This is a genomic window from Nostoc sp. CALU 546, from assembly GCF_048836525.1.
In genome coordinates this window covers 35511-49069 of record NZ_JAWJTF010000042.1, presented here as the reverse complement: position 1 = coordinate 49069, position 13559 = coordinate 35511, and the positions used below count along the sequence as shown (strand labels likewise).

The window sequence follows — 13559 nt, the reverse complement described above, 5'->3', positions numbered from 1 at the left end:
TTAAGTCGATAGCGAGCGCAACTAGACAAATTCTATAATGTCTGTTACCAAGAATATTGATGGAGGGAAGGTGAGATGAGCGATGTCGGACGACAAGCCACTGGAAGTCTACACACGCTTGGGCGCCAAAAATCAGCCACATCAACTTTTACAAATCCCGCCCTTGCCTCCTCAACTATTCCTACACTAGCTTCTCCAACACGTGGCTTTGGTTTACAAACAAATAATCCTCCAATTCAAAGACTAACTGAGGCATCAATTGACCTTCAAGAGGTGCAGTCTGTTGATGAGCAATTATTGGAACCACAAGCCATCAAACAACAGCCCCTTAATCACGACATTAGTCGCATATCCTTGCATCGTCCCCAGGCAAAACTTACAGTTGGTGCGCCAGACGACTATTATGAGCAGGAAGCCGATAAAGTCGCCGATCAAATCATGCGAATGGCTAAACCTCAGCCCATAGATTTGCCGGATACACAGACTCAAGAGGAAGTGCAAACCAAGCCTTTAGCAGCTGCTATAACTCCCCTAGTGCAAAGGGAAGCAATGCCAGAAGAGGAAGAAGAATTGCAAACAAAGCGATCGCTACAACTCGCTACAAATGGCAGCTTCCAGACTGGAGACAATTTTGAAACTCGGCTAAACAGCAGTGAAAGTGGAGGAAGTCCGCTACCACATACAGTACGTTCCTTTATGGAACCCCGCTTTGGCGCTGATTTTAGTCAAGTGCGGGTACATACAGGCAATGAAGCGGTACAAATGAATCGGGATTTGAATGCCCAGGCGTTTACGCACAAGCAAAACATTTTTTTTGGTGCAGGTAAGTCACCAGGAAATGATGCATTAACCGCCCATGAACTGACTCATGTAGTACAGCAGACAGGTGCAGCCCAGAGAAAATTAATTCAACGGGCAATTAACCCTACATACGACCTGACTCACGGTACTTTTGAGGTAAATGCCACACCAAACGGTGCAAGTCTACCGATTACTATTCGTTTCAAACCCAAAACCACTGCTCCCTACTCTAACCAAATTGGACTGATTCAGATTGTGCGTTTGACAAATGCTACAGGCACAAATGTCGAACCTCAATCTTTACCTGCGGCTCGTGGTGCTAGCCTACGCACCACTGCTGATGCCACCACAGGAGTTGAGGGCGGATATTTCACTGATGTACTGCATAATGATGCACCTGCCCACGGTGGTACAGGAACCAATGCCCCAGCCGGAAGTGCTTTACCTGCTCAGTATCCCTTTGGTAATGACCCAGCCCAACCCAATCCTGCAACCCCTGGACTTTCGCGGCCTTCTTCCAGTGGTGCAAGCGGAGCTACTATCGGTTACAAACGCTCGGATGATCCCAGCGATATCAAAGCAGCAGAGCTAACGGACGCCCCTGGAGGAGCTGGTGAGTTCAACTTCGACTTTCAGACGGTGGCTAAGGGAGAAGACACCATGACAACTTACGGTGCGCTTCATTGGGGCTTCCAGATTCGTGCCGGTAAAGTTGAGAATGATAATGCGTCAGCACAAGAAGGGCAATCTGCAACTTTTGATGCAGCTTTGGAGAAGCATCGGGATTTCTACGTACACGAACCAGTAATTTTTTACTTTGATTTCGACAGCGACCAACTCAGTTCCAGCGAAACAAGTAAAATCGATACATTCTTGGATTATCTACAGCGGTTCCCTGATGTAAATGTGACTCCTGAAGGTTTCGCCGACAGGCGTGGTGGTGCATCGCAGCACAACCTGGATCTGTCTTTACGCAGAGCCGAAGCAGTTGGGGCAGCCCTGCGTGCTAAGGGTGTAGCTGAAGCTCAGATTAGTGCTGTCACTATCGGCTCTGGAGCAACCGAAGACTTTACCCCTGATGCGACTACTAACCAAGATACAGAAGCGAATCGTCGGGGTAATCGCCGGGTCGTTTTGAACTTTAGGCATGTGCCAGCAGCACCAGCAGCACCAGCCGGAGGAGGAGCGACACCGTGATTTGGAGAACGGCAGGAATATTCATAACAGTTTTGATACTGTTAGTTGGAGGAAATTTGTATATGAATAATCAAGACGCTACCGCGACGCCTATAGAGCAGATCAAAGCACGGCTCTACTCCACAGATCAAGACACTAGCGGTTTAGCTTTGGGTGAATTGATCCGTTTAGGCAAACAAGCTACCCCCGTTTTGTTGGAAGCCTTGACTAATTCCAACCCCCGTACCCGTCGGCTTGCTGCTGAAGGACTGAGCGAAATTGGCGACCCCGCTAGTGCTGATGCTTTGTTCCAAGCTACCCATGACACTAATCCAGAAGTGCGTGCCCGTGCTGCCACTGCTCTACACCAATTAGGGGATAAACGTTCATTGGCCGCTTTGGTTGCCACCCTTGACGATTACCCTGACATCCTGCACAATCCCTACACAGCTTCGATGTATCCTTTAATGCGGGGGGGAAAAGAAGTTTTGCCTTTGGTTGTTCCTTTGCTACAAGCACCTAATGATTTGACTCGTGAACGGGCTTTTTTGATTGTTAAAGCTGTGGTGAGTAAATTACCCCAAGGGCAAGACTGGAATCAGTTATGGCAGAGTTTAGGAAGTTATGATCCCGTAGGGCCAAAGGCAGAACGCGACAAAGCTGCTCAACAGTGGGAGGAATGGTTGAGCAAAGAATTAGTATAGCTGTAGCCAATCATATTAAGACATAGACTATGGATGGAATGGCACTAATACCAATTCTTTATGAAGCTGCATAGAATTCGATCCCCCCTAGCCCCCCTTATAAAGGGGGGAATTCAAAGTCCCCCTTTTTAAGGGGGATTTAGGGGGATCAAGATATGTGCAACTTCACATTAAATTGGTATAAGATAAACCCAAAGTTTTGTGTTGCCTCTGTATTATTTAATTTTTTGTCAGCAAATTCACCTTTGTTGACGCCGAAGTGGGTTGTAAATATTCCTAAAAAATTGAATGTAGAAGAAGCATTTGAGATACTCTTCAGTAAGTTACAGCAGTTTTCAAGTAAATCCAGTACAAAATGCAGGACTTAAAATCAAACACCAAGAGTTTCTGCTTTCTGGCTCAAAACCCATAACTTTGTACTTCATGTAAAAGAAAACTGCTGTAATTGCAGAAAATTATAGCCGTAGCCACATAGGTTAGGAAGTTTTGAAAACCCCAAGGCTAGGAATAGTAATACTTTTACCTCCTGCCTCCTGCCTTCTGCCTTCTGCTATAAGTATAAACACCTCACTAGTAAATATAGTGATGGTTAATTTGTACTGTTAATCTTAGAGGATGTTTGAAAAGTAATTGTCTGTGATTTTAGGCACTTGTTGATCCCCCCTAACCCCCCCTTTCAAGGGTAGGTATTTAATAAAGGCGTATTTTTGCAGGTAAAATACTATCTAGCTTTTATCAGCAGAATTACTACGGGTGCAGGAGGGTGAATGCAAGTAGGAAAAAGCGAGGAATTAAGAGAATGGACTAGAAAAGTAATTGAAAAAATGCCAAATCTCACAAAACCTCAAGCTGTTGTACTGGCAATGTGGACTTTTGGGATAGTAATGACCCAATCAAGTGGACTGACAACGGTTTCAGTATTTTTAGCAGAACTACTGGGTAAAAAGGAGAATACTATACGTCAGCAACTGCGGGAATGGTATCGAGACGCAGAAGATAAAACAAAAACTGGTCGAACTTCATTGGATGTGACATCTTGTTTTAGTCCACTACTATCTTGGATTCTAAGTCTTTGGCCTAAAGGTGAAAAACGTCTAGCATTGGCAGCAGATGCTTCAACTTTAAGCGATCGCTTTACTGTATTAGCAATTAGCATTGTTTACCGTGGCTGTGGAATTCCAATTGCCTGGAAAATAGTTGAAGCTACCATTCCTGGAAGTTGGAAACCTCACTGGGAAGAATTATTTCGCCATATAGACAAAACTGTACCACCAGATTGGTTTGTAATTGTCACCACAGATAGAGGGCTTTATGCTGAGTGGTTGTATCAACAAATCTTGAACTGTGGTTGGCATCCTTTTATGCGGATTAACCTTCAGGGGCAGTTTCAAATTAAAGGTACTGTTTCTTGGCTACCTCTAAATACTCTTGTTCGAGAAGTTGGTCAGTCATTTGAGTCATTGGTAACTTGTTTCAAAAGTAACCCGATTGAATGTACATTGTTAGCCCGTCATGACGAGGGCTATGCCGAACCTTGGTTAATTCTCACCGATTTACAACCCGAAGTTGCGGATGCTTGTTGGTATTCGATGCGCTCTTGGATTGAATGTCTATTTAAAGACGGTAAAAGAGGTGGTTTTGCTTGGCATCAAACTAAAATGACAGATACCAAACGAGCCGAGAGACATTGGTTAGCGATCGCAATCGCTACTTTATGGCAGGTTAGTGTTGGAGGTGCTATTGATGCCAATTTGCCTATTAGTAGTTTAGACGAATTACCACAAACCCACGTTGCACGACGCAATTTGAAAAATAGTGTCTTCCATCGTTGTCTCTCATGTTTCCGTCGTGGATTTTTAGTGATTAAGGCTGCCGTTCTTAATCGTCTTCCCCTACCTCAAGGTAGCTTTTTCCCTGAACCTTGGCCTTCCTTGACTCCACAACTCCATGTCTCTCAAATCACCCTCTCTACTGCCTGATTTTTAAATACCTACCCTTGAAAGCCTAACCCCCCTTAAAAAGGGGGGAACCGGAATTAAAGTCCCCCTTGTTAAGGGGAGCCAGTGCGGTCTTGGGGGTTTCCCCCATGAGCAACTGGCGTGGATTTAGGGGGATCTAAAACTTTTGATACCGAGAAGAGGACTTTTCAAACATACTCTTAGAAAAGTTTCGTAGAGAAAACTTAAATTACTAACAAATGCAGCCACAGCTACAAAATTGGGATAATTCTTTCTAAGGACATAGACTAATAAAACTCTGGAGAAAACTATGACATTAGAAACAAAACAAATACAGGTAACACCAATAAATTCTGCTTTCGAGACTCTTGAATCTCAATCAGAATTTAATTGGAGAAAATGTTGGTATCCTGTCTGTTTGCTGCAAGACTTGCCTCTAAATCGCCCTTATAGCTTTTCGCTATACGATGAACCTTTTGTTTTATTCAAAAACACAGATGGAGAGATTATTTGTTTAACAGATTGTTGTCCCCACCGTGCAGCTAGACTATCTGATGGACAAATTATTGACGGTAGAATAGAGTGCTTATATCATGGTTGGCAATTTGGCCAAGATGGTCAATGTTTGCATATTCCCCAGTTAGCAACAGAGGCGAAAATTCCTGTTAGTGCTTGTGTCTCATCTTTTAAAGTTATAGAACGTCAAGGAATGATTTGGATTTGGGCTGGAGAAGTTGAAACAGCTGTTGATGAGTTAATACCAACTGTACCAGATTTGGATAAACCGGGATGTTTTCACTTAGATTACATGCGAGACTTACCTTATGACCAAAGCTATTTTATTGAAAACGTTATTGACCCAGCGCATATTCCTATTAGCCATGAGGGCATATTTAGCGATCGCACTGAAGCTCAACCACTAGATATGGAAGTCCTTGAGAGTTCCCATCAAGGAATTCGTGGAAGGTATCGCAAGACAAAAACCCCCAATCAGCCTTGGCATTTGTTAGATTTTGTTGCTCCCAACTTAGTTCTTTACAGAATTGGTCATGGACATGAAAGCAAGTTTTGGGGATCTGGTTTGTATTCAATTCCCCTCGGTAAAAATAGATGTCGGATTTTCGTCAGAAATTATAGTAACTTTTTTGATTTTAAGACGAAGTTGATGCCTCCTTGGGTAGATCATATAATGATCCGCAACAAAGTATTGGAAGGTGATATGCCAATAGTTGTTGAACAACAGGGACAAATTGAGCGGCTAGGAAAAAATTTACAAGAATTGTATTTACCGCTCAAAACATCAGATGTATTAGTAGTTGCATATCGCAAGTGGTTAGATAAATATGGCTCGTCTTTGCCTTTTTACCAAGGTTATTCCACTGCAAAAAATATTGATAGTAGCGAAGATAGTAAAGATTTAAAACCCTTAGACCGATTTTCGCAACACACACTTATCTGTAATTCCTGTAGCCAAGCTTATAAGTTAACCAAACGATTACAACAAAGCTGCGTGGGAGTTGCGATCGCTTTCGCGGCTATAGCAATACTTACAGATGCTTCTGGAATAAAAATAGCAGCGGTGTCTGCTGCTGTAGCATTCATTATTTTGGCAGTTATGGCTCAAAGACTCAAAACCCAATTTGAGGATTCCTACAGTCACCATTAATAAATTGGCGTTGCACTACGCCACTCAATTACTGTGACACAAATTTCAGCACCGCAAGTTGAAAATTTTTTCAACTTGTTTCGGTGCTTTGATTTCAGTAAATAGCTGAATTGCTCTATTAAAATTCATTTGACTTTCATCAGGCTTGGCCATCTTTTGATTTGTTAAACCTAATTGAAAATAAGCTTCTGCTAGATCACATTTTGCACCTATTTTATCCAAAAGTTCGATTGCTTCTGTATGATTAGCAAGAGCTAATGCAAAATCTGTTTGTTGTCGATAGATTTCTGCTAAACCATTGAGTGTTTTGGCTTTTACCTGCATATAGTGACTTTCTTCAGCAAATATCAAGGCTTGGTGAAATATTTGATTAGCCTGGGAAAAGTCTCCTAAATTGACATAGGTTTGACCCAAAATTTGCATGAAATAGACAAATCTTCCAGTCTGTTCTACCAATTTTTCGTTCGTAATATTTTCATAAGCTACATCTGCTAATTGATATGAGGCATCACGCAAACCTAAATAAGAATATACTAAAGCTAAACAGACTGAAGCTTTCTCTGCCCAGCGATGATGTTCGGTATTTTGAGCCAGGTAAATTACTTGTTGAAACAACTTTGCGGCTGCCTCTAATTCCCACAAATCTATTTGGTAAAGACCAATACTTAATAAAGAATCTACTTCTAGCATTCTCAAATAGTAAACTTTATGTTTATTTTCTGGCTGAGGTACAAGTGATTTGAGTGCTTGGGTTGCCAGAGTAATAGTCTTTTCCTGACAGGCGATCGCTTGACTAATCTTACCTGTTATCCAATATAAATCGCCCAATATATTATAAAGTTCACTAAGATTTTGGTCATTTTCGAGTTTTTTAACAACTTGATTAATTGCCGCAAGTATCGGTTGAATTAAACCCATCCGATACAAGGTACTACCAAGAGGCAAAAACTGTTGCCATTGATTATTTCGGCTTTTGAGAACGACCTTTCCTGCTAACTCAAATTCGTTAATTTCTATGTAGTGATAATATGCTTCTAAAGCTTGTAAAGCATCTTTAAAGGTTTCAATTTGCTTAACGCTAGCTGTCCAAAAATCTGCGGCTTTGTGGTTGGCAATTTCCCATTCATCGCTGGGACGTAAACGTGCGATCGCTTCTTTCCGAATCACCGGATGCAGCCAGTATTCACCTTTATCGCACTCCACCAAAGACCGATTTCTCAAGGAGACGATGATTTGGCGATGTTGATCAGGTGGGACATCCCAAAGTAAACAAAATAACCCTTGTGATGAAATGCTGGGTATATCTTGGTAACGATAACATCCCAAACGACAAAGTAGGCGATATGCTTGAGGATCGAGGGCTTGCAGACGATTAATTTGACTAACCGCTAAATTTTTTAAGTCGGTTGCTGCTAAAGGATCAGCATGATTTTCTTGCCAATAAAGAACCATGTCACCGTCGAAATCCTCCTGAATTGAACCGCAGAGAATTCCCATTGCTTTCGCATTACCGCCGTATGTGCGATGCATGATTTGCAAGGTTGACGAGTTGATGACTAACCCACGGTTGCTAAAAAACTGTTGCCATGCGCTTTGATCTAAACCAGGAAGCCGATAGTGATTCACATTTAGCCCAGGTTCACAAAGGCGATCGCGGCTAGTAATTAGAGTAACAGATTGCACCCTGGCATCAGCCAACACCCGCAATAGTTCTACATAGTTGCGGTGAGAAGCAATTAACCCACCTTGTTGATCCAGTGCAGGTTCCAAATTGTCAATTAACACCCCAATTCGCCGATTGTGGAGTTGGCGCTTGAGTCTTCCTAAAGTTACGCCAAATTCTACCCCAGGTTCTTGATCAAAGTCTTGTTTGAGCCATTCCTCTACTACTCGTTCGGCGGGAGTGATATTTTGCGTTTCCTTCGCCATCAGCAGTTCTAAAACTAAATCAAACCCCTGAGTTTGCAGATATTGCTGCGCTAGGGTAGTTTTCCCTAAACCGCCTTCACCTTGGATGACAATGACTTTCGAACCTTGATTTACCAAATTATTCAGGTGAGCGATCGCAGCTGTTCGTCCAATAAAATTGGTATCCTCTAATTTTGGGGTGAGTTGGTGCGATCGCGAGTAATCAATCAGACTGGATGATATAGCAGTAGTTTTTCTCAGAACCCGTTCCAAAGTAGCGCGACAATTACTTTTGGTTATCTTTTCTCGCAATACTTTAGAAAGCAGCTTCCATAACTGAGAACCAGCATCCTTGGCGTGTCCTTCCGTACAACCGTAAGCATGAGCGATATCCAAGTATTTTCTACCCAACCAAACTTGCACAAGAATCACTTTTTGCAAATCGCTCAACCGTTCCCCAGTCTGAGGGGGAATTGTGGCGTCTAACCATGCTAATGCTGCTTCAGCGTCCATTGTGTAACGACAAGGGGAGTTCAGATTTTAGGGACAACTATAAATCACTTTACAGTTATGTTGCGGGAGTTTTCGGATAAGATTCTGTGAACCCGACTTTTTTCCCGACTTTTACAGCGCTTCCGGCTATTATGCAATACAATTTTCTTCTTACCTCTCTCCTATCATAGCTTTCAGCTTTGAGGCTGTACCTCATAGCCGCCGGAAGTGCTGTATCGAACAGAATTCAGGAGTCAGGAGTCAAAATGGGCTAAACCTTAGCTATCCGCTAACAGAATGAGTTCTGTACGACTAGCGGATAGCGCAGCGTCTCCGGCTCCACTCCTAAATTCTGGCTTCTGAATTCTTCTTCAATTAGCTTAATCTTGTAATAGTCAAAATTAAAGTTCCATGATTGTTAAAATACATTATTGGAACATCATTGGCATAACAAAACAACTCCCCACTTGAAGAAGCTTTATATTTATCCAATTTCTTCCCAATTAAGAAATCTTGTTCACTAGACTGACCAATATTCCCAATTAGGGAAAACCAGTTTTCGTTTGGTTTTCTGCGGAACATCTCAGCCCAACGTAGCCACGGTTTTGTATACCCATCTGCATCACTTCTAATCTTGGCATCATACCAAAACTGTTCTCCTTGTACTTCAAAAGTATAACTTGCTCCTATTTCTAGAAAAATACCAGTGGCGTTCCAGTATTTGTGAGCGTCTATTATTGTTTCTGATGGAGAGCCAATTTGTAACTTGGTCATTTTTGTATTAATTTTACACAATTGTAACGATAGAAGTGAGACTTCACTTATTACACACCAATAATCATTTTCCGAAGAAAAAACATTAAAGAGATAAGTTTATAAAATTGTATTACTTTAATGCCTTGAATAATCTTTTTTTAACCTCTTATTAATTAAAAAAATCTACTCTTCCTAGATAATTGAGGCTAGCTATTTGCAACAAATTAAGCCTCATCCAAAACATCAGGGAGCATACATTGAATTTATCGAGACGTCAGTTTTTTACCCTGGCAGGGGCATCTGCTACAGGTGCCGTCCTACTATCTCCTTTGCAAGCATTCTATGCTAAACCTGCGATCGCTGCGGGCCCCTACGGCAATTTAGTGACTGACCCCAACGGAGTATTAGATTTGCCAGCTGGATTCACTTACCGCAGACTATCCGAAACAGGCCAAACGATGAATGATGGTTACTTAGTGCCGGGTGGTCACGATGGTATGGGTGCTTTTGCTGGGTCTAATGGCAATACGATTCTAATTCGCAATCATGAACTCGGTACTTCTGGCAATGGTGTGGGCGCTCCCAATGGCAGCAAGTACAACACAAATGGGAGGGGCGGTTGTACTAAATTGGTTGTTAATTCTTCCCGTAACCTGGTAGAACATCGAGGTGTCCTAGCTGGAACTATTCGCAACTGTGCTGGTGGTCCTACGCCTTCAGGGTCATGGTTAACCTGCGAGGAAACTTTTGAAACCAATAACGGCAAGAAGCATGGTTATGTGTTTGAAGTTCCCAGTAGTGCAAATACTTTTGTCACCCCCGTCCCACTAACCGCTATGGGGCGTTTTAATCACGAGGCTGCTGCTGTAGACCCGAACACAGGGTATATCTACATGACAGAAGACCGGAGTAATGGGCTTTTCTACCGCTTCATTCCCAACCAAACTAACAACCTGAGTGCTGGCGGCACGCTATACGCTTTAAGGATTATAGGGTCGTCTGGAATCAACACAGCTACGGGTTTCCCAAAAAATACGCCTAGGGCGGTGAACTGGGTACAGATTAGCAATCCTGATCCCACATCTGATACTGTCAGAACAGCAGGGTATAACAGCGGTGCCGCCAGGTTTTCAGGTGGGGAAGGCATCTTTTATGGCGGTGGTTATGTCTACTTCACTTGCAAGAGTGGTAGTAGTTCTGGAAATGGGCAGATTTGGCGTTATTCGCCCGCTAATAATACCGTTGAACTCTATATTGAACCCAACAATTCTAGTGTGCTAGACAATCCAGACAATCTTGTGGTTTTCCCCAACCGGGACATCTTCCTCTGTGAAGATGGGGATGGAACGGATTACATTCTGGGCATTACTCCCAGTGGCAGTCTTTATAAGTTTGCTAAGAATGCCCTCAACACATCAGAGTTTGCCGGTGTCTGCTTCTCCCCCGATGGTCAGACGATGTTTGTCAACACCCAGAGTCCAGGAATAACCTTTGCTATTTGGGGGCCCTGGTAACGCTACGTCCTGTTTCAACCTACTGGTCTGTCCCATTAGTTCTGAAGGGTTATAAAAGTTTGTAGTAAGGACTTTAGTCCTGGATTTTTAAGCACTTAAGTGCTTACTACAAACTTTTATAAGGGACAGACTACTAGAATCTGTGGGATAGCAGTTGGGCAATTTGCTGATTAATAGTTGCCACATCAAAACGCCGACTAGCCATAGTGTGAGCATTATTGGCTATAGTTGCAGTTATTTCTGTCTCCTGAAGACAGGTGATAATTACTTGTGCAAGTTCCTGGGGTTCTCCTGGTGTCACTAGAAAACCATTAAGTCCATGTTCTACCAATTCCATTGCACCCCCAGCTTTGGCTGCAACTACAGGTTTTCTACATAGCATCGCCTCAACAATCACTCTACCAAAGGGTTCTGGCGAAGTAGAGGTATGTGCCACCAAGTCACAAGCTGTCATTAACTGGGGAATATCAGAACGAAATCCTAAAAATTTGACGCGGTTTTCTAGTCCCAATTGGGCAACTTGTTGGTGTAACTTTTGGACGTAATCTTGTTCACCAAACAGTGCATCACCCACTAAAATCGCTGTCACTTCTGACGGGCATTTAGCAAGAGCATCAATTAAAATATGCTGCCCTTTCCAAGGTGCAAGACGGCTAAAGTGTCCGACTACAAATTTTCCTTGTAATCCTAATTTTTGCTGTAATTGCTTAATTTCAGACTCATCAGTTTGATAACTTTTTGGATCAAAGCCGTTATAGACAACTTCGATGATATCTTTACGTCCTCCTGCTTGCACAAAGGCTATCTTACTAGCTTGGGAATTAGCAATTACTAATGATGCAAAACGATTAGCTAAGTTAACAGCAATGCGAAGATTAGTTTGGCTGAAATGTTCTTTGGAAAGAATGTCATGTAAATGATATACCAGAGGACGACGACTGAAAAAACTTGCTAATGCTCCTACAACTAATGCTTTTTGAGTATTGGCATAGATTAAATCGTATTCACGGGCTTTTTTAACTACCTTAGTAATTAGAGGTGCAAGTTGTCCCAAACTTTTTAATCCTTGTACCAAACTGCTTTCTTTACGAACTTGGATTGCTTGAGTAGCGAGAACTGCTACTGGAATATGATTTTGCTGTAGTAAATGTTTAAATGGGCCATCTGCAAATAAACCTACCAAAGCGCTAGCGCCATAAGGTTTAGCAATATCTATTAAACATAATTCGGCACCGCCTGGTTTACCACTTTGGTCTAAAAAAAGAATTCTCATAAAACCTCTATTTTATCTATTTTGCCCCACACAGTGCCCTTGTAATCTATTACAATCAATTTTCTTTAAGCTAATAAAATATTGCGTACTTGTTGGGCAATTTGATTCCAATCGTAGTGTGTAGTTGCATACTGGCGACAGGCTGATCGTGAAGGTATGGGGATATTTCCCAATAGTGCTTGCTCTAATTTTTCAGCAATAGCTGAGGCTTCTGTTGAAGTAGTAATTAAATCGGGTGAAAATTCTGATAAAATTTCTGGCATTCCTCCAACTGGAGTACATAAAACAGGAGTACCACAGGCTAGAGATTCAACTATTACTAATCCAAATCCTTCAAAAGATTGACTAGGCATAATAGTCAATTCAGCAGCTTGGTAAGCTATAGGTAATTGCTCATCAGGGAGAAAACCTAAAAATTTAACGTTGTCATCTAGTCCTAATTCTGTAGCCTGTTGTTGTAGTGCGGCTTGAATGTGACCACGACCTGCGATCGCTAGCCACACATCTGGTATTCTGGGCTTAATTATAGCCAGTGCTTGTAATAATTTGTCAACTCCGGTTCTATGTACTAAGCGGCGTGATGTAAATATTATCCGGCGATTACTAGGCCAGCCTAGCTTTGCACAAGCCTCCTGGGGTGATAAATTTGGCTGAAACCAGTTAATATCAACTCCACCAGGAATAATATTAATTTTGCTCCACGGTACTTGATATTTATCATGTAGAATTTTACCAAATGCTTTGCTCAAAACTATGAAGCGATCGCAGCGATTATAAGTCTTTTGTTCTATTAGCCAGTGTTTGATCAAAAGACTAAGATTTTTATTAACTACCTCTTGCTGACTCTCAGAAGCCCAAGGGCCATGAAAGTTAAAAGTAACTGGTACTCCCTTTGGTAAAATATCTAAAATAGGAAAGCTATATAATGCAAAGTGCAGATTAATAGCATCTGGTTTGCTTGTTCTTGTTTTCTTAAAGTTATTGCGAATTGACCATAATCTTTGCCAAATCGGACTATCAACATAAGCTAAGTTAGTCAGCTTAATACTTGAATTTATTTCATCCTCTGGTAAACCGACTCCACATAATTCAACCTGGTCTTTATTTGCTGCTAATTTATGGGTTAGTTCATAAATATACCTTTCTAATCCTCCAGGACTTTTGGGAAACCAGCCTAATCCTAGAGTGAGAATAGATGCAGAGGATGAATCCAAATTATTTTTTTTACTTTCCATTTAATGTGTGTCCTATAATTTTTTGAGTATTTTTGAATAATATAAAAATCTCATGCTTCCGATGCAGATAAAAAAA

General features: G+C 41.8%; 9 protein-coding genes. 5 read left to right on the top strand and 4 right to left on the bottom strand.

Going from position 1 to position 13559, the window contains the following annotated elements; translation table 11 throughout:
• The first annotated feature begins 75 nt into the window (after positions 1–75).
• From RRG12_RS20775 to RRG12_RS20760, 4 genes are all read left to right on the top strand, one after another.
• Positions 76–1998 (top strand): eCIS core domain-containing protein, encoded by a 1923-nt coding sequence (locus RRG12_RS20775; RefSeq protein ID WP_420760568.1) that lies wholly within the window; start codon positions 76–78, stop codon positions 1996–1998.
• Between the two features lie 62 nt (positions 1999–2060).
• Positions 2061–2681 carry a HEAT repeat domain-containing protein gene (locus RRG12_RS20770; RefSeq protein WP_420760567.1) on the top strand — a complete coding sequence of 207 codons (621 nt, stop codon included), beginning with the start codon at positions 2061–2063 and terminating at the stop codon, positions 2679–2681.
• Between the two features lie 767 nt (positions 2682–3448).
• Positions 3449–4660, top strand: a complete 1212-nt coding sequence (locus RRG12_RS20765; protein ID WP_420758009.1) for an endonuclease — start codon at positions 3449–3451, stop codon at positions 4658–4660.
• A 289-nt stretch (positions 4661–4949) separates the two neighbouring features.
• A complete protein-coding gene (locus tag RRG12_RS20760; RefSeq protein WP_420760566.1) occupies positions 4950–6305 on the top strand; it encodes a Rieske 2Fe-2S domain-containing protein in 1356 nt (451 codons plus the stop codon).
• 45 nt (positions 6306–6350) lie between these two features.
• On the opposite strand, the gene RRG12_RS20755 is transcribed toward RRG12_RS20760, so the two are convergent.
• Both RRG12_RS20755 and RRG12_RS20750 read right to left on the bottom strand, forming a co-directional pair.
• Entirely contained in the window at positions 6351–8726 is a 2376-nt protein-coding gene (locus tag RRG12_RS20755) for a tetratricopeptide repeat protein (RefSeq protein WP_420760565.1), read from the bottom strand.
• A gap of 354 nt (positions 8727–9080) precedes the next feature.
• On the bottom strand, positions 9081–9479 hold the full coding sequence (locus tag RRG12_RS20750; RefSeq protein WP_069070503.1) for a hypothetical protein: 399 nt from the start codon (positions 9477–9479) through the stop codon (positions 9081–9083).
• Positions 9480–9718: 239 nt separating this feature from the next.
• Here RRG12_RS20750 and RRG12_RS20745 point away from each other — a divergent pair, with 239 nt between their 5' ends.
• Positions 9719–10975, top strand: a complete 1257-nt coding sequence (locus RRG12_RS20745; RefSeq protein WP_069070504.1) for an alkaline phosphatase PhoX — start codon at positions 9719–9721, stop codon at positions 10973–10975.
• A gap of 133 nt (positions 10976–11108) precedes the next feature.
• Here the strand turns inward: RRG12_RS20745 and RRG12_RS20740 are convergent, their stop codons facing one another.
• Together RRG12_RS20740 and RRG12_RS20735 are read right to left on the bottom strand one after the other, a co-directional pair.
• Positions 11109–12248: a glycosyltransferase gene (locus RRG12_RS20740; RefSeq protein WP_420760564.1), complete on the bottom strand. Its 1140-nt coding sequence runs from the start codon at positions 12246–12248 to the stop codon at positions 11109–11111.
• Between the two features lie 65 nt (positions 12249–12313).
• The gene (locus RRG12_RS20735; protein WP_069070506.1) at positions 12314–13483 is read right to left on the bottom strand and encodes a glycosyltransferase family 4 protein; all 1170 of its coding nucleotides are present in this window, start codon (positions 13481–13483) and stop codon (positions 12314–12316) included.
• Positions 13484–13559: the final 76 nt, after the last annotated feature.

What these genes read in the sequence shown, in the direction of transcription:
- RRG12_RS20775 (WP_420760568.1), top strand. Translation starts at nt 76, where the DNA reads ATGAGCGATGTCGGACGACAAGCCACTGGAAGTCTACACACGCTTGGG.
- RRG12_RS20765 (WP_420758009.1), top strand. Translation starts at nt 3,449, where the DNA reads ATGCAAGTAGGAAAAAGCGAGGAATTAAGAGAATGGACTAGAAAAGTA.
- RRG12_RS20770 (WP_420760567.1), top strand. Translation starts at nt 2,061, where the DNA reads ATGAATAATCAAGACGCTACCGCGACGCCTATAGAGCAGATCAAAGCA.
- RRG12_RS20750 (WP_069070503.1), bottom strand. Translation starts at nt 9,479, where the DNA reads ATGACCAAGTTACAAATTGGCTCTCCATCAGAAACAATAATAGACGCT.
- RRG12_RS20740 (WP_420760564.1), bottom strand. Translation starts at nt 12,248, where the DNA reads ATGAGAATTCTTTTTTTAGACCAAAGTGGTAAACCAGGCGGTGCCGAA.
- RRG12_RS20735 (WP_069070506.1), bottom strand. Translation starts at nt 13,483, where the DNA reads ATGGAAAGTAAAAAAAATAATTTGGATTCATCCTCTGCATCTATTCTC.
- RRG12_RS20755 (WP_420760565.1), bottom strand. Translation starts at nt 8,726, where the DNA reads ATGGACGCTGAAGCAGCATTAGCATGGTTAGACGCCACAATTCCCCCT.
- RRG12_RS20760 (WP_420760566.1), top strand. Translation starts at nt 4,950, where the DNA reads ATGACATTAGAAACAAAACAAATACAGGTAACACCAATAAATTCTGCT.